Here is a 17,217-nt window from a genome sequence, read left to right on the forward strand (position 1 = left end):
AATCTCCACCCATGAGCTTTTTGGCCGGCCTCAACGACGCCCAACGACGGGCGGTGGACCATCACGAGGGGCCCCTGCTTGTGGTGGCAGGCGCTGGCAGTGGCAAGACGCGCGCCCTCACCCATCGGATCGCTCACTTGATCGGTGAGCACGGTGCCGATCCAGCTCAAATCCTGGCGGTGACTTTTACCAACAAAGCCGCCCGCGAGATGAAGGAGCGGCTTGAGCTGCTCCTGGCGCAGCGTCTGGCCCAGACCCAGTACGGCCAGCCCTGGAGCACCCTGCCACCTGTGGAGCAGCGCCAGTTGCGTTCACGCATCTACAGGGAGGTGACCAAGGAGTTGTGGATTGGCACCTTTCATGCCCTGTTTGCGCGGATGCTCCGCTACGACATCGACAAGTTCAAGGATGCGGAGGGACTGACCTGGACCAAGCAGTTTTCGATCTACGACGAAGCTGATGCCCAGAGCCTGGTCAAGGAGATCGTCACCCAGGAACTGCAGTTGGATCCCAAGCGGTTCGAGCCGAAAAAGACCCGCTGGGCCATCAGCAATGCCAAGAACCAGGGTTGGCTGCCGGACCAGCTCGAGGAGAATGCCGAAGGCCAGCGGGGCAAGCTCACGGCCGATGTTTATCGGCGTTATCGCAAAGCCTTGGCGGCTAACAACGCTCTTGATTTCGACGATCTGTTGTTGCTGCCGGTTCAGTTGCTCCAGCAGAACGAGCAGGTGCGCAGTTACTGGCATCGTCGCTTTTGCCACGTGCTCGTGGATGAATACCAGGACACCAACCGCACCCAGTACGACCTGATCAAGCTTTTGGTCACCGATGGCAAGGAGCCTCAGGATGTTGAGGACTGGTCAGGTCGTTCTGTCTTCGTGGTCGGTGACGCCGACCAGAGCATTTACAGCTTCCGTGCGGCTGACTTCACGATCCTGATGGGGTTTCAGGACGATTTCGGTGATCAGGCGCCGGATGACAGCACCCAAACGATGGTGAAGCTGGAGGAGAACTATCGCTCCACCGCCACGATCCTCGAGGCAGCGAATGCCCTGATTGCCAACAACAGCGAACGGATCGACAAGGTGCTTCGTCCCACCCGTGGGGAAGGTGAGCTGATCACGCTGACTCGGTGTGACGATGAGATTGCTGAGGCGGAAGCCGTGGTGCATCGCCTGCGCACCATGGAAGCCGCCAACCCAGAGCTGAGTTGGGGCGACATGGCGGTGCTGTACCGCACCAATGCGCAGTCCCGTTCAATCGAGGAATCGCTGGTGCGTTGGGGCATTCCCTACATCGTGGTGGGAGGACTGCGCTTCTACGACCGGCGCGAAATCAAGGATCTACTGGCCTATCTGCGGCTGCTGGTGAATCCGGCCGACACCGTCAGCCTGCTGCGGGTGATCAATGTGCCAAAACGGGGCATCGGCAAGACCACGATTCAGCGCCTCACCGATGCTGCCAATCAACTGGGGATCCCGCTCTGGGATGTGGTGAGTGATCCCGAAGCGGTGCGCTCCCTTGGCGGCCGTTCGTCCAAGGGGCTTCTGCAGTTCTGTGATCTGGTCAATGATCTGAAGGGTCGCAGCCGTGATGTGGCGCCGTCAGAACTGATTCAGCAGGTGATGGAGAAGAGCGGCTACGTCAGCGAGTTGATTGCCGATGGCACCGATGAGGCTGATGAGCGTCGCCGCAATCTTCAGGAACTCGTGAATGCCGCTCTGCAATACCAGGAGGAAAACGATGAGGGCGACCTGGAGGGATTCCTGGCCACGGCGGCCTTGTCCAGTGATGCCGATAGCAAAGACACCGCTGCCGATCGCGTCACCTTGATGACGCTGCACAGCAGCAAAGGGCTCGAGTTCCCTGTGGTGTGTCTGGTGGGTCTTGAACAGGGTCTGTTCCCCAGTTATCGCTCTCTGGATGACCCGGCTTCGCTGGAGGAGGAGCGCCGGCTTTGTTATGTCGGCATCACCCGCGCCAAGGAACGCCTGTTCCTCTCCCATGCGAGTGAGCGACGTCTCTGGGGTGGCATGCGGGAAGCGGCCGTGCCCTCGGTGTTCCTCTCTGAGCTCCCGGAGGCTTTGATTCAGGGAGACCTTCCGCAGACCGGTGGTGCGGCGCTCCGGCGTGAACGTCGTCTCGACCGGCTCACCCGCGTCGACCGTGACAAGCCCTCATCGGCCCCCGCCAATGCCGTGCGTCGCCGTCAGGCCGGGCCTGCCCCCGGCCGTAGTTGGCAGATCGGCGATCAGGTCATCCACGCCAGCTTCGGGGTTGGTGAAATCACCCATACCTTCGGCAGCGGTGAGAAGGTGTCGATCGCGGTCAAGTTTGCGGGGATGGGCCCCAAGATCCTGGATCCGCGCCTAGCGCCGATTGAACCCGTGACCACCGCTTAACCTCCTCCCCAGCCATCAACGGACTGTGTCGACCTCCAGCCAGCCGATTCCTATTTTTATCGGCTACGACCCAAGAGAGCGGGCGGCGACCAATGTTCTGATCGATAGCCTTTACCAGAACAGCAGCCTCCCTCTTGCCATCACCCCGCTGGTGACACCACAGCTGGAGGCTCAGGGGTTGTTCCGGCGCGAACGGGATCCCAAGCAGAGCACGGCGTTTTCCTTCACCCGATTTCTTGTACCCCATCTGATGGGCTATCAGGGCTGGGCTCTCTTTATGGATTGCGACATGCTTTGCCGGGCTGATATCAAGGCGCTCTGGGATCAGCGCGATGATGCTTACGGCGCCATGTGTGTTCAGCACGAGCATGTGCCAGGGGAGACCGTGAAATTTCTCGGTGAGGTGCAGAGCGCCTACCCGAAGAAGAACTGGAGTTCCCTGATGCTGCTCAACTGCAGTCGCTGCACCAAACTCACGCCCGACTACGTGAACACGGCTACAGGGCTTGAGTTGCACCGCTTCCACTGGCTGGAAGGTGACCACGAGATCGGTGCCATCCAAGGCGGTTGGAATCATTTGGTGGATGTGCAGGCTCCGCCGGAGTCCGAGCAGGTCTCCCCGATGCTGCACTGGACCTTGGGCGGTCCCTGGTTTCGCGAACAGCGCACCATGGGTGGGCCACTGGCCGCTGAATGGTTCAGTGCCCGCGACGATGCAATGAAACTCTGGGATTGATGGCGATTCGTAAGTGTGTGGTGGCCGTTCCGGCACGGCTTCAGTCGTCGCGACTGCCCAACAAGGTGTTGGCTGATATCGGCGGCCAACCGATGATCCAGAGGGTTTTGGAACGCTGCCGTCAGGCCCGCAGCGTTGAGGCAGTGGTGCTGTGCACTGATAGCGCCGAGTTGCAGGCCCGCGCTGAGGCGTGGGGGTTTCCGGTGCTGATGACTTCGGAATCCTGTAGTTCCGGCAGCGAGCGCATCGCATCGGTGGCCCATCCCCTCATGGCCCTGGCCTGGGGGGATGCGGATCCCGTTGCAGCAGAGACGGCCGTGATCAACGTTCAGGGCGATCAACCATTTATTGATCCCGCCGTGATCGACGCGATGGTCGAGGAATTTCGGCGTCAGGATCCGGTGCCCGCGGTGGTGACCCCCGTTTACGGCCTGAAGCCTGAATCGGTTCACAACCCCAATGTCGTGAAGACCCTGCTGGCCCACGACGGCCGCGCCCTGTATTTCTCTCGGTCTGCCATCCCGCATGTGCGTGATGTGGCCGAGGCGGATTGGCATCAGCACACCACCTACTGGGGGCATGTAGGGATGTATGGCTTCCGGGGAGACGTGCTCGCCGCCTGGGATCAGTTGCCTGCCTCTCCGTTGGAGGATCTGGAACGGCTTGAGCAGCTGCGGCTGATCGAGGCCGGCCTCACGATTGCCACCTTCCCGGTCGAGGGCACATCGCTTTCGGTGGACACCGCTGAGCAGTTGGAACAGGCTCGGGCCATGGTCTGACTGGCGGTCGAAACCGCAAAACATCAATACCTTGAGGCTTCTGCTCACATCCCCTCCAGTGGGGTCGAAGTCTTGTGTCTGATCTGAAATGCCCTTTCAGTGGTCATACCGGAGCCGTCACCCCATCGGCCCATACGGGAAACCAGCAGTGGTGGCCCAATCAGATTGACCTTGGTCTCCTGCACCAGCACCATCCGGCCTCCAATCCCCTAGGGGACGCCTTCGATTACCCCGCAGCCTTTGCTGGCTTGGACCTGGAGGCTTTGAAGGCGGATCTGGTGGTGCTGATGACCGACTCCCAGGACTGGTGGCCAGCGGACTGGGGACATTACGGCGGTCTGTTCATTCGTCTGGCCTGGCACAGCGCTGGCACCTACCGCAGCGCCGACGGTCGTGGTGGTGCTGGTCATGGCAATCAGCGTTTTGCCCCTCTCAACAGTTGGCCGGACAACACCAATCTCGACAAGGCCAGGCGGCTGCTCTGGCCGTTGAAACGCAAGTACGGCAATGCCATTTCCTGGGCGGATCTGATCATCCTCAGCGGCAATGTGGCCTTGGAATCGATGGGGTTCCGCACCTTCGGTTTCGCCGGCGGCCGCACCGATATCTGGCAGCCCGAAGAGGATGTGTTCTGGGGTAAGGAAACCGAGTGGCTCGCCGATCAGCGCCATACCAGTGAGGGGGGGCTGGATCAGCCACTGGCCGCTGTTGAGATGGGGCTGATCTATGTCAACCCCGAGGGCCCTCACGGCCACCCGGATCCTGTGGCCTCCGGTCCAGAAGTGAGGGATACCTTTGCGCGAATGGGGATGACGGTGGAGGAGACCGTTGCCCTTGTCGCTGGTGGCCACACCTTCGGCAAATGCCACGGTGCGGCTCCGGCATCCCACCTGGAGGCGGAACCGGAGGGGGCTGCACTGCATCGGCAGGGCCTGGGCTGGCACAACCGCTTCGAGAGCGGCAAGGGTGAACACACCATCACCAGTGGCATTGAAGGGGCCTGGAAACCCCATCCCACCCAGTGGGATCAGGGCTACTTCGAGATGATGTTCTCCTACGAGTGGGACTTGACCAAGAGCCCGGCGGGAGCCTGGCAGTGGGTGGCCAAAGATGTGAAGCCGGAGCACATGGTCCCGGATGCCCATGTCCCCGGTCGCGTGTCGGCGCCGATCATGACCACAGCCGATCTGTCACTGCGTCATGACCCGGTGATGGAGCCGGTGGCCCGTCGTTTCCATCAAGATCAGGACGCCTTCGCTGATGCGTTTGCCCGGGCCTGGTTCAAGCTCACCCATCGGGATCTGGGGCCCCGGGCTCTCTACCTGGGTGCCGATGTGCCCGAGGAGGTTCAGATCTGGCAGGACCCAGTTCCAAGCTTGGATCATCCCTTGATCGGTGAGGCCGAGATCCATGCCTTGAAGCAGCAGGTTCTGGCCACGGGTTGCAGTGTCGGCGGACTGGTGGCCACCGCATGGGGGTCTGCCTCAACGTTCCGTGGATCTGATCGTCGCGGTGGTGCCAATGGTGGCCGGATCCGCTTGCAACCTCAAAACACCTGGGAGGTGAATGATCCCGATCAGTTGCGCAGTGTGCTTGAGGCGCTGAAGACGGTGCAGCGGCAGTTCAATGCTGAGGCCACCGGTGGTCAACGGGTGTCCATGGCCGATCTGATCGTGTTGGCCGGATCTGCTGCTGTGGAGCAGGCGGCCGCTGCCGGTGGTCACCAGTTGACGGTGCCGTTTATGCCCGGCCGGACGGATGCATCCTCGGATCAGACCGACACCGCATCGTTCAACTTGCTCAAGCCAATCGCCGATGGTTTCCGGAATTGGCAGCGCAGTGGTCTGCCGCTTCGTGCGGAAGAGTGCCTGGTGGACCATGCCCAACAGCTCGGCCTGAGTGCACCGGAGATGACAGTGCTGCTGGCCGGCTTGCGGGTTCTGGGAGCCAACAGCGGCGGCAACAGCCAGGGGGTCTTGACCGATCGCGTCGGCGTGTTGAGCAACGATTTCTGCGTGAATCTGCTCGATATGTCGATCCGTTGGACTCCCACCAGTGAGGCGAAGGAGGCTTACCTCGGTCGCGATGCCCAAGGCTCCGAGCGCTGGACCGCCAGCCGTGCCGATCTGGTGTTTGGCTCCAACAGTCAGCTGCGAGCCATCGTGGAGGTGTACGCCCAGGACGATGGCGCCAGCCGTTTTGTTGCAGATTTCGTTCAGGCCTGGGTGAAGGTGATGAACCTCGATCGCTTCGATTTGCTCTGAGTCATTGCGCTCCTCAATCGTTGCGGTCTTTCCAGCCGTCGCGGCGCAGGCGTCCCCAGCGGCCACGCCCCTGAAGGATGCGTTCCGCCAGCTCCCGCACGGCCCCATGGCCGCCCCGGCGATCAAGCACCGCATCGGCACCCTGGCGGACGGGCCGACAGGCGTCGGCAGGGGCGAACAACAGACCCACCACCGGCCGAACGGCCAGATCGTTGAGGTCATCTCCCACGAAAGCCGTTTGCTCGGCCCTCACCCCCAGTTGGTTCTGTAGGGCGGTGAGGGCCGCAGGCTTGTCCTTGATGCCGACAAGGCAATGGCTGATGCCCAGCTGCCGGGCCCGTACCTCCGTCGCTCCTCCCTGGCCACCACTGAGAAAGGCGATGTGCAGCCCCGCCTGTTGCAGCAGCCGGATTCCCAGGCCATCGCGCACATCAAAGCGTTTGCTCAGCTGCCCCGCGGCGTCGAACCAAAGGCCCCCATCGGTGAGTACACCATCCACATCCAGCACGAGCAGCTGAATTGTTTTCAAGCGGCGCCGCAGCAACCACCACCGCAGCCCGTTCATGCGAGACCGGCCTGCACCAGATCATGCAGGCGCAGCAGGCCTATCAGTTGTTTCTCTTGATTGACGACCGGCAGCACAGAGATGGGTTTGCGTCGGTTGCGCTCCATTTGCTCTAAGGCTTTCACCACCAACACATCCGCCTTGACCGTGATCGGATCGGCGGTCATCAGATCCTTGGCTCTCAGATGGGTCCAGGTTTCAGGGCTGTGATCCTGCAGGGCACGACGCAGATCGCCATCCGTGAGGATGCCGAGCAGGCCTCCGGGGCTGTCGGGATTTTCGACCCAACCACTGCCGATGCCATCGCGCGTCAGGCCGCCGATCACATCGGGCAAGGGGGTCTGGGGCTGGAGGGGGTGCAGTTGATTGGCGGGCACCATCAGGTCGGCTGCCGTGAGGGTCAGCTGCTTGCCCAGGGATCCGGCGGGGTGATTGAGGGCGAAATCTGCCGGTGAAATGCCGCGCCGCTCCATCCAGACCGCCGCCAGGGCATCGCCGATGGCCATGGCCACGGCTGTGCTGGCGGTGGGGGCCAGATTCAGGGGGCACACCTCACGGTCCACGCCGGCTTCCAGCACCACGTCACTGCCGCGGGCCAAGGATGAGTCAGCTCGCCCGACGATGGCGATCCGTCCCGTCCCTCGTCGGGTCAGGTGCGGCAGCACCTCCAATAACTCAGTGGTTTCACCGCTGTTGGAGAGAAGCAGGCAGACGTCCTCGGCTGCCACTACGCCCAGATCGCCGTGGAGCGCGTCTGTGGGATTGAGGAACAGGGCCATGAGCCCAATTGAAGAGAACGTGGCCGCGATTTTGCGGGCCACGATGCCGCTTTTGCCTACACCGGTGATGACCAGCTTGGCCTTGCGATCTGCACAGCGCTCCAGCAGGGCGAGGGCCGCTTCCACTTGGTCGCTGCTCAACCGTTCGGCAGCGGTGGCGATCGCTGAGGCTTCCTCCTGCAGGCAGCGGGTGAGAGCGGACAAGGACGTAATCCGTGATGATCAACCCATTCTCCTGCACGCCACGCAATGGATCTTCCAGGTGTGCCGTCTTCGGTTCTGGAGGCATTGCAGGGCGCTGCGCGATCCCTCGGCATTCGGCGTCTGGCACTGGTTGGTGGGGTCGTGCGGGATCAGTTGCTGCATCAGCGCTGCGGTCGCGCCTGGTCAGGTGTTCCTGATCTGGACTGGGTGGTGGAGGGAGATGCCGCTGCGCTCGTGGAGGAACTGGTCCGCCAGTGCGGTCCTCGTCGCATCACCGATGTTCAAGAGCATGGGGCTTTCGGCACGGTGGCGTTTCAGCTGGATGGGATCCCGCTGGATCTGGCCATGGCGCGACAAGAGCATTACCCCGGCCCCGCGGAGAATCCCGTGGTGCGAGCAGGCACCCTGCAAGCTGACCTCGCGCGTCGGGATTTCACGATCAATGCGATGGCCCGCGATCTGGTGGCCGGTGAGCTGATCGATCTTCACCATGGCCAGGAGGATCTGGCCTCAGGTCAGCTGCGTTTCCTGCATGGGAGCAGCGTGCACGACGATCCCACCCGAGTGATCCGCGCCGCCCGCTATGCAGCGCGGCTGGGTTTCCAGCTTGCTGAGGAGAGCCGTGCGCAGATCCGCAGCACCGTTGCGCAGTGGCCCTGGCCCTGGGCTTCGGGCGATGCGGTGTTGTCGGCACCGCCTGCCTTGGCCAGTCGACTGCGGATGGAGCTGGAGCGGCTGCTGGAGCGGGAACCCTGGGTGGCTGCTCTTGATCTGCTGGCGGAGTGGCAGGCACTGCCGCTGTTGGATCCGCAACTTCAGCAGGATCCACACCGCATCGAGCGGCTGCGCTGGGCTCGACGTCTGGGCCTCCCCTTGATGCCGGCGTTGCTCTTGGGAGCAGCGGACCCAGTCGCGGTGGCGCAAAGGCTGCAAATTCCTGGCAAGCAACAGCAATGGCTGCAGCAGTGTGGGGCAATTGGCGACTGGCTGGCCGACACCCCCCCGGCTTTGCAGGCCAGCCCGTCGATCTGGTCGACGGCCCTTGAAGATCAGGGTTGGCAGCCGGAGGCGGTGGCGCTGGCTGTGACCCTCCGGCCAAGGCAATGGAAACCGCTGCTGCGCTGGTGGGGCCGCTGGCGCAGGATTCAGGCGCCGCAGACGGCGCGCGACCTGATCGCCGCTGGCTGGCAGCCGGGCCCGGCGATCGGTGCAGAGTTGCGTCGGCAGCGCAGCGCAGCCCAGGACAGCAGCCGATGAAACGCAGCTGGCTTCTGCTGGTGTTGGCTGTTTGCCTGGCCTTTGGCCTGCGGGCCTTGTTGTTGATCGATGCCACGGCGCTCTGGAGCGATGAGCTCTACAGCGTTGGCAAGAGCTTTCAGCCCAGCTTCAGCAGCCTGCTGGCGATGCTGCGGGAGGACACCCATCCCCCGGCCTACTACGGCCTGCTTTGGCTGTGGGGGCATCTGGTTGGTCAGAGCCCGGTCAGCCTTCGCCTGCTGTCCTGGTTGGCTTATCTGGCGGGTGGCCTGGTCATGGTCCGTCAGGCGATGGCCCTTGGCCAGGAGGACATCAGGTCCAGGGTGGCGGCGGTGGCAGCGCTGCTGGTCTTCTGCAGCCCCTATCCGATCCGGTTCGCGATCGAGGGCAAGAGTTATGCCGTGTTGGTGCTTCTGGTGGCGCTTGCCTGGTGGTGGCGCCGTTCGGCTCGGCCGTTTGCCTACGGCGCTGTAGCTGGGCTGGCCGGACTGACCCATTTTTATGGGTTGTTTCTGGTGCTGGCGGCCGCGGCTTGGGATGGCTGGCAGCGTCGCTGGACCGTTGCCGCTGCCGCCTTGATTGGCGCCCTCCCAGGCTTGGCTTGGATGGCCTACGCCGCGGACTATCTGTTCAGCTCCCGGGCCGGCAGCTGGATCGGTGCACCGGATTACGCGTTGCTTGAAGAGACCTTGGCTCGCGGCCTCGGCCACTGGCCGCTGCCCAAGTTGGCCTTGATTCTGCTGTTGTTGGTTGCTCTGCGGAGCTGGGGAGGGCTGCGCCGTGTGCCGTGGCCAGAGTCGGCCCTGCTCGATCAAAGCGGTCTGATGCCGTCATTGCTGATGGTGCTCGGAGTTGTTGCTGTGTCGTTTGTGAAACCGATGGCCTTCAGCCGCTACTTCGTCGTGCTGCTGCCGGCTGTGGTGCCCGTCCTGGCGGTGCAGATCGGTGGTTTGGAGCTCAATCGCTTTGGCCGTGGCTGTGGTCTTGTTGTGCTGGCGCTGATGTTGGCCAGCTGGTGGGGGCCGGGGTTCAGCGAGCTCGATGCCGGCGTCGGCGGTGTGCGGGAACAGGACCAGTTCCGTCTGATCAGCCAGCGCACGAGTGGGCTGGCTGATCGCTACAGCCCCCGTGAGCGTCTGTTCAACCTCAGCGATCGGATGGAGGCGGCGATGGGTCGGATCCCTTCGCCTTCAGTGCCATGGGGGGGAAAGGCGGATCTCAAGCAACGGCTGCAGGAGCAGGATCAGCCGCAGCAGCTCTGGTTGGCTAGCAGCGGGCCGCCACCGGCCATGGCGCGCAAGCTCAAACCACTGCTGTCGCAGCTTGAGCAGGCGGGGTTTCACTGTGAACCGCAAGCCATTGACCTCACCCATGCGCGGCTGCTGCGCTGCCGATCTGAAGCCATGGGCCGTTCTGAGTGAGCTGTGCTGCGGCTTCGCTGCTGCAGGCCAGCAGCAGGGGGCCACAGGTTTGGGGGTCCACCAGCAGCTCCAGCAGGGCCGCTGAAGGGTGCTGCTCCAGCTGAACCGGCCCAGCCAGCCAGCGCCAGGCGGTCCGGTTGGAAGGAGCCAGTGTGCTGGAAACGCCGCGTTCGAACAGCTCCAGGGCTCCGGCGTAGGCAGGTATTGCAAGGCCATCCAGATGGATCGTGAGTCCTGGTTTGTTCTGGAGCATCTCGCCCAGATGCCCGAGCAGGCCGAAACCGGTGATGTCGGTGCAGGCGTGAATGTCCTTCCGGACCGGCTCCACCTGCTGAAGCAGCGTGTGCTGGCTGCACTCCATGCCCCGCAGCGCAGCATCCAGATCAGGAGCTTTCGTGGCGCCGCTCATGGCCCCTGCAAACAGCACCCCGGTGCCAAGTGGGCGACTGATCAGCAGGGCATCACCGGGCCGCAGGCCTGATTTCAGCCAGGGCGGTTTGCTGCTGCTGCCGTTCACCGTGAGGGTGACCTGCACCCCGAGGCTTGCCGGCACGGGTGCGGCGCTGCGCGACTCCATCGTATGTCCACCGATCAGCTCGGCACCCTGTTCATTCAGAACCGAGCGGAGGCCGGCGAGGGTCTGCACCAGCAGCTCCTGCTGATCGTTGGCCGGGATCATCGGCAGCGTGATCGTTGCCATAGCGCTGGAGACCTCAGCACCGCAGGCCCACAGATCAGAGCAGGCATGCAGGGCCGTCAGACGGCCGTTCAGCCAGGGGTCACTCACAAGGGCCGGAAAGCCATCCATGCTTTGCAGCAGCTCTTGATTGCCAGGGAGACGAGCGGCGTCTTCCGGCTGCCCCCCCACCCCTACCCGTTCCAGGGCTGCGCCCAGGGGTTGGGCGGGCAACTTGGCTGCGCAACCCCGGCAGGCCATCGGAGCCGCATCGGGCATCGTTGTCGGTCGCTGAAAGCCGGCCATGAAGGCGCGGTCGATGCGTTGCTTCAGGCGCCAAATCAGCGGGGATGGCCCCAGCCGCCAGCTCCCCCATCGCGCCCAAGCGGCATCCTCATGGCTGCCGATCAGCTGCAGCGCCTGACGTTGTGGCTGCCAGGGACGAAGTGGTTGGCCCTGACAAGCTGCTTCCAGATTGGTGGCCAAGGGGCGCCCTGCTCGCACTGCCCACACCCCCGATGCCGGGCGGGGCGCTGCGCTGATGACGGCACAGTCCCCGCTGGCGAACAGGGATGGATGTCCTTCCACCCTCAGGCAGCGATCGGTGCGGATACGGCTATCGGGATCCAAGGGCAGACCGGCCGTCGCCAGCCAGGCAGGTCCCTGACTTCCAGTGCAGAGCAGGCTGGGTCCGCTGTGGTGGCTGTCGTCGTTGACCACGGCGATGCGTGCCCGTTGCAGCACCTGTTGGAGGGCTGGATCCAGTTGTCCGCTGCGCTGTTGCAGCTGAAGTGCCCTCTGCGGCCAGCGGCGTCGCAGCGCCAGAACGACTTCCAGGCCCGCGGCTCCCGCCCCAATCACCCGCAGGGGCCGAGGGTCGCTCGCCTCTTCGCTCTTCAGAAAGGCGAGTGAGGCTTCCAACGGCTTGATCGGAATCCCTGTGGCGCTCGGTCGGCTCACGGCGCCCACATCCAGGCTGAGCCAAGCGAAGTGGAGTTCGGGCCGGTCACGAAGCCTCAGGCAGTTCTGTTGAGGCGTTAGTCCGGTGATTTCCGCTTCTAAGAAAGCCACTCCGGCCCGGTCGCAGAGCTGGCGCAGGTCAATAGCGAGTTCGTCGGGGCTGTAGATCCCAGCAATCAGGCCCGGCACCATCCCCGAGTACAGCGCTGTGCTGGTGCGGTTCACCAGCACGATGCTTTGCTTTGGCCGCTGTTCCGGCTTCATGGCCCAGCGTTTCAGCACAAGGGCATGGCTGTGCCCTCCGCCGGCCAAGACCAGCAGGCCGCCTGTGCTCATGTGGGTCCTCGGTATCCGGATGGATTGGCCTGTTGCCAGGCCCAGCCATCGCGGCACATCTCCTCCAGTGTTCGTCGGGCACTCCAGCCGAGCACTATCTGTGCGGTCTGGGGGCAGGCTTCCAGACGGGGCACATCGCCGGGGCGACGCTCCACAACCTCATAGGGAATGGTGAGTCCAGTGGCGGCCTCAAACCCTTGCACCACCTCCAAAACGCTGAGGCCACGGCCCGTGCCGATGTTGAGGGTGAGGGAGTAAGGCGTTGGCTGCTGAAGCAGGTGCTCGAGTGCCTTTCCATGGGCCTCGGCCAAGTCCATCACGTGCAGATAGTCGCGGATCCCCGTCCCGTCGGGTGTTGGGTAGTCCTGGCCAAAGATGCGCAACTGTTCACGGCGGCCGGCGGCCACCTGGGTGATGAAGGGAAACAGGTTGTTGGGAATGCCCATGGGGTCCTCCCCGATCTGGCCGCTCGGATGAGCTCCTACAGGATTGAAGTAGCGCAAGGAAGCCACCCGCCATGGCCCAGACCGGCAGAGGGCCGCCAGCATCTGTTCAACCGCCACCTTGGTCTGGGCGTAGGGGTGCACCGGTGCCGTTGGCATGTCTTCCCTCAGCGGGAACGTTTCGGGCTCTCCGTAGGCGGTGGAGGTGCTGCTGAATACCAGGGTGCGGCAACCATGGCGCTCCATGGCCGCCGCCAGAACGCGGCTGCCATTCACATTCACATCCCAGTAGAGGAGTGGGTTGCCGACCGATTCCCCTACGGCTTTCAGCCCGGCGAAATGAATCACCCCATCCACGGCTCCCCCGGAGCCGAAGGCCTTATCCACAGCGCTGGCGTCGCGCACGTCCCCCTCCACCAGGGTCAGTTGGGTTGAACCCGCCAGCTCCTGCACCCGTCGCAAAGCCTCAGGACTGCTGTTGTCGAAGTTGTCCAGCACCACAAGCTCGTGGCCCTGCTCCAGCAGCACAAGACAGGTGTGACTCCCGATGAAGCCGGCTCCGCCGGTGATGAGGACGCGCCGGCTCATGTCTTCTACCAATCCGTTTTCCCTGATTCTGAATCAGCTTGATTGCATAAGCCGGACGTCTCAAGCGATTGAACTTAGGGTTCGACTGTTGCGTTGGGCTTGTGGGGAGGGGAACGGTGGTTCCTGCGTTGCGACGCGCGATCGGTGCGGAGGGTCGTGATCTGCTCAAACGCTTCAATCTGCTCGCTCCCTTGGTTCAGCAGATGGTGACCGGTGAGGCGATCGCGGCTGTCGCGGTTTCTGATGAACAGCTCGAGGAAGCACGGCTTGGCTTGCTTCAGCAGCGTGGTCACGACGGCATGGAGCAGTGGGGGGAGCTGCTGGATGAGTTGGGCCGAAGCGAGGATGAGGTGCTCGACCGACTTCGCTACGGGATCCGGCGCCGCAGCTTCATGCGAGAGCGTTTCGCGCCCAAGGCCGAAGCGCGTTTCCTGGAACGCAAGAACGAGCTGGATCAGGTGGTGTACAGCTTGCTGCGGTTGGAGAACAGCTTCCTGGCGCGAGAGCTCTACCTGCAGATCGAATCCGGTGAATCCAACTTCGCCGATCTGGCCAAGCGTTATGCCGAGGGACCGGAACGCAATACGAACGGAATCGTTGGCCCTGTCCCCCTGACCCAGGCGCATCCGAGCTTGGTAGAGAAATTACGAGTCGCTCAGCCTGGCGTGTTGCTGGAACCCTTTCGCATCTCGGACTGGTGGCTGGTCGTTCGCCTGGAGAGTTACTCGCCGGCCACGTTCACCGATGAGGTGTCCGATCAGATGTGCCAGGAAATGTTCGATGCCTGGCTCGAGCAGGAAACCTCCATGATCTTGAGCCAGCTGGCGTCTGAGACAACAGGTACGTCACCCACCAGCGACTTCAGCATCTCCCGATGACTCAGACACCGTCTTTCCCCTTACTGGAGCATCCTGCGTTTCGCGGATTGTCCGATGCCTCGGCGTCCGCGTTGGAGCGCGGTTGCAAGGTGCTCCGTTTTGAGCTCGGCGGTCAGCTGTGTGAAGCCAATGAAATCTCCGCCCGAATTTTGGTCATCCTCAGAGGCCAGGCCAGGCTTGTCGGCCGTCACAACGGACGGCTCACCACCGTGGGCAAGTTTGGCCCCGGCAGTGTGATCGGAGCTGCCAGCTTGCTGTGCGGTGTCCCCTGCGAAAACGTGATCGCCGCTGAGGAGGTGATTGCCTGCGCAATCTCCGACAAACTATGGCGGGAGCTTTATCTCTGCGAGGCATCTTTTCGTCAGTGGTGTGACGCGCAGCTCTGGCCCCAGGAGCTGCTCAAGTTGTTGGAAGCTCTTGAGCAGAACAATCCGGAAACCGATAGTTCTGCCCTTGAAAAGCTTGAGGCCGCTCTGCAATCCGCCGAGCGTTGTTCCTCGGATTCAACGGCGGTGGATGCTGCCCTGACCGCCGGAAAGCAGCTTTATGTCATCAGTGCGTGGAGCGACCTGACCGTCGGTCAGCCGGTCCGATCCTCTGCGGATCTGCCTCCCTGCGAACCGTTTGCGCTGCGGTTGGTGGCTCTGCCAGCCCCTAGTGGGTCCGCCAAACCTGGCGAGAGGCAGGACGAAAGCACTGGCTCGATCGTCACCGATGCATCCATTCAGGACGCGGAAGTCTTGCCGCCCGTGAGCAGCTTCAGTCCTGAGCGAAATGTTGTCGACAGCCTGCGACTGATCCGGGCTGATGGGCCGCTTATGGAAACCCTGGCCTGTTTCCAGATGTTGGCGCAGCTGATGAAGTTGCCGTTCCGCCGGGATTCGATCGAGAAGGTCCTGCAGGACAATCTCCGCCGCGGTCTCACCCCCAATCTCCAGCTTTGCGGGCAGTTGGCGGCCAGCCTTGGACTTCACGTCATGGCGTCGCGGGTTCCGCCGGGAGCGGGCACCCGCCTTCAGGTGCCTTCAATGCTGCCCTGGCAGGGGGGATTCGCTCTGGTGATCGCCAGCAATGAGCAGGGCCTAAAGCTGGCTTCGCCCAAGCAGGGCATGGTGACCCTGGAGCCGGACGATCTGGCGGAGCATTTCCCTGAGGGGATTGAACTGCTCTTGATGGAACGCTCCAACGCCACCCCCGATCAGAAATTCGGGCCCGGCTGGTTTTGGCCCGCGTTGAAGCGCTACCGCGGTGTACTCATTCAGGTGCTGGCCGCCAGTTTTGTGGTGCAGCTGTTCACCTTGGCCAACCCCTTGTTGATCCAAGTGATCATCGACAAGGTGATCAGCCAGCGCAGCCTCGACACCCTTCAGGTGTTGGGAATTGCCCTCGTGGTGGTCACCATCCTGGAGGGGGTGCTCGGCAGCCTCAAGACATTCTTGTTTGCGGAAACCACCAACCGGATTGATCAGCGCCTCGGAGCTGAGGTGATCGACCATCTGCTGCGTCTTCCCCTTGATTATTTCGACCGGCGCCCGGTGGGAGAACTGGGAACTCGGGTGGCCGAACTGGAAAAGATTCGCGAGTTCCTCACCGGCCAGGCGCTCACCACCGTTCTGGATGCCGCTTTTTCGGTGATTTACATCGTGGTGATGGTGATCTATAGCGGGCTGCTCACCTTGATCGCCCTCTCTGTTCTGCCCATCCAGATCGGGTTGACGATTCTTGGGGCACCCCTGTTCCGCCGTCAGTTCCGTGCTGCTGCTGAGGAAAATGCCAAGACCCAGAGCCATTTGGTTGAGGTGCTCACCGGCATCCAGACGGTGAAGGCCCAGAACGTGGAGATGGTCAGCCGCTGGCGCTGGCAGGAGTTCTATTCCCAGTACATCGCCCGTACTTTTGAGAAAACAATCACCGGCACGGCCCTGAATCAGACCAGCCAGGTGCTGCAGAAGATTTCTCAGCTGATGGTGCTTTGGATCGGTGCCTCCATGGTTTTGAAGGGGGAGCTGACCCTTGGCCAGTTGATTGCTTTCCGAATTATTTCGGGCTACGTCACGCAGCCTCTTCTGCGTTTATCGACGATCTGGCAAAACATTCAGCAATTGCGCGTCAGCTTTGAACGGCTTGCGGATGTGATCGATACACCTGAGGAATCCGATGAGGTCGACAAGTCCAAGGTGATGCTTCCTCCGCTGCAAGGAGAGGTGCGGTTTGAGAATCTGTCGTTCCGCTTCCGCCCCGGTCAGCCTCAGGTGCTCAAAGACGTGAATCTCGAGATTCCCTCAGGAACCTTTGTGGGCATCGTCGGTCAGAGCGGCAGTGGCAAGAGCACCCTGATGAAGCTGCTGCCCCGGCTCTATGACCCCGAGGAAGGTCGGATCCTGATCGATGGCTACGACATCGGAAAGGTTGAGCTCTATTCCCTGCGCCGACAGATCGGCATCGTTCCTCAGGACCCGCTGTTGTTCAGCGGAACCGTGAGCGACAACATTGCCCTCACCAACCCGGAAGCTTCCAGCGAGGAGATCGTGCGGGCTGCACGTCTTGCTAATGCCCATGACTTCATCATGGATCTTCCCAGTGGCTACAGCACCCCTGTGGGTGAACGGGGTGCTGCCCTCAGTGGGGGACAGCGACAGCGGGTTGCGATCGCCCGCACTCTCCTCAGCAACCCCAAGCTGCTGGTGATGGATGAGGCCACCAGCGCCCTCGATTACGAAACTGAACGGAAGGTCTGCGACAACCTTCTGGACAATCTTGATGATCAAACCGTCTTCTTCATTACCCATCGTCTGTCGACCATCCGTCAGGCCGACATGATCGTGATGCTGCATCAGGGAGCCGTAGTTGAAGTCGGCACACACGATGAATTGATGACGCATCGCGGTCGCTACTACGCCCTTTACCGCCAGCAGGAGAGCACCTGATC

Annotated in this window: 12 protein-coding genes; 8 read left to right on the forward strand and 4 right to left on the reverse strand. The window is 62.4% G+C overall.

The features are described 5' to 3' along the window. Nucleotides 1-11: 11 nt before the first annotated feature. The 4 genes from FZX13_RS07525 to katG all read left to right on the forward strand — a co-directional run bounded on the left by FZX13_RS07525 (nucleotide 12) and on the right by katG (nucleotide 6,181). Nucleotides 12-2,402 carry a UvrD-helicase domain-containing protein gene (locus FZX13_RS07525; RefSeq protein WP_226408956.1) on the forward strand — a complete coding sequence of 797 codons (2,391 nt, stop codon included), beginning with the start codon at nucleotides 12-14 and terminating at the stop codon, nucleotides 2,400-2,402. A gap of 25 nt (nucleotides 2,403-2,427) precedes the next feature. Continuing rightward, a complete protein-coding gene (locus tag FZX13_RS07530) occupies nucleotides 2,428-3,138 on the forward strand; it encodes a hypothetical protein (protein ID WP_226408958.1) in 711 nt (236 codons plus the stop codon). Next, the gene (gene kdsB / locus FZX13_RS07535) at nucleotides 3,138-3,917 is read left to right on the forward strand and encodes a 3-deoxy-manno-octulosonate cytidylyltransferase (RefSeq protein ID WP_226408960.1); all 780 of its coding nucleotides are present in this window, start codon (nucleotides 3,138-3,140) and stop codon (nucleotides 3,915-3,917) included. The genes FZX13_RS07530 and kdsB overlap by 1 nt, the downstream gene beginning before the upstream one ends. A 74-nt stretch (nucleotides 3,918-3,991) precedes the next feature. Continuing rightward, on the forward strand, nucleotides 3,992-6,181 hold the full coding sequence (gene katG, locus FZX13_RS07540) for a catalase/peroxidase HPI (RefSeq protein ID WP_226408962.1): 2,190 nt from the start codon (nucleotides 3,992-3,994) through the stop codon (nucleotides 6,179-6,181). A gap of 13 nt (nucleotides 6,182-6,194) precedes the next feature. On the opposite strand, the gene FZX13_RS07545 is transcribed toward katG, so the two are convergent. Further along, nucleotides 6,195-6,746 (reverse strand): HAD family hydrolase, encoded by a 552-nt coding sequence (locus FZX13_RS07545; RefSeq protein WP_226408964.1) that lies wholly within the window; start codon nucleotides 6,744-6,746, stop codon nucleotides 6,195-6,197. Then, entirely contained in the window at nucleotides 6,743-7,729 is a 987-nt protein-coding gene (locus FZX13_RS07550; protein ID WP_115094467.1) for an SIS domain-containing protein, read from the reverse strand. Before FZX13_RS07550 ends, FZX13_RS07545 begins: the two co-directional genes overlap by 4 nt. Before the next feature lie 45 nt (nucleotides 7,730-7,774). Here FZX13_RS07550 and FZX13_RS07555 point away from each other — a divergent pair, with 45 nt between their 5' ends. Beyond that, nucleotides 7,775-8,986, forward strand: a complete 1,212-nt coding sequence (locus FZX13_RS07555; RefSeq protein ID WP_226408966.1) for a CCA tRNA nucleotidyltransferase — start codon at nucleotides 7,775-7,777, stop codon at nucleotides 8,984-8,986. After that, nucleotides 8,983-10,407 carry a hypothetical protein gene (locus FZX13_RS07560; protein WP_226408968.1) on the forward strand — a complete coding sequence of 475 codons (1,425 nt, stop codon included), beginning with the start codon at nucleotides 8,983-8,985 and terminating at the stop codon, nucleotides 10,405-10,407. The genes FZX13_RS07555 and FZX13_RS07560 overlap by 4 nt, the downstream gene beginning before the upstream one ends. Here the strand turns inward: FZX13_RS07560 and selD are convergent. Both selD and galE read right to left on the reverse strand, forming a co-directional pair. Beyond that, complete coding sequence (selD, locus tag FZX13_RS07565; RefSeq protein WP_226408970.1) at nucleotides 10,352-12,379, reverse strand: selenide, water dikinase SelD; 2,028 nt, start codon at nucleotides 12,377-12,379, stop codon at nucleotides 10,352-10,354. The two genes, FZX13_RS07560 and selD, sit on opposite strands and share 56 nt — an antisense overlap. Then, complete coding sequence (gene galE / locus FZX13_RS07570) at nucleotides 12,376-13,410, reverse strand: UDP-glucose 4-epimerase GalE (RefSeq protein ID WP_226408971.1); 1,035 nt, start codon at nucleotides 13,408-13,410, stop codon at nucleotides 12,376-12,378. The genes selD and galE overlap by 4 nt, the downstream gene beginning before the upstream one ends. A 116-nt stretch (nucleotides 13,411-13,526) precedes the next feature. Between galE and FZX13_RS07575 the strand changes: the two genes are divergently transcribed. Together FZX13_RS07575 and FZX13_RS07580 are read left to right on the forward strand one after the other, a co-directional pair. After that, on the forward strand, nucleotides 13,527-14,288 hold the full coding sequence (locus FZX13_RS07575) for a peptidylprolyl isomerase (protein WP_226408973.1): 762 nt from the start codon (nucleotides 13,527-13,529) through the stop codon (nucleotides 14,286-14,288). Further along, nucleotides 14,285-17,215, forward strand: coding sequence for a type I secretion system permease/ATPase (locus tag FZX13_RS07580; RefSeq protein ID WP_226408975.1), 2,931 nt, complete (start codon nucleotides 14,285-14,287; stop codon nucleotides 17,213-17,215). The genes FZX13_RS07575 and FZX13_RS07580 overlap by 4 nt, the downstream gene beginning before the upstream one ends. Nucleotides 17,216-17,217 lie beyond the last annotated feature (2 nt).

Origin of the sequence: Synechococcus sp. MU1625, assembly GCF_020514205.1 — a bacterium.
Taxonomy (GTDB): domain Bacteria; phylum Cyanobacteriota; class Cyanobacteriia; order PCC-6307; family Cyanobiaceae; genus Parasynechococcus.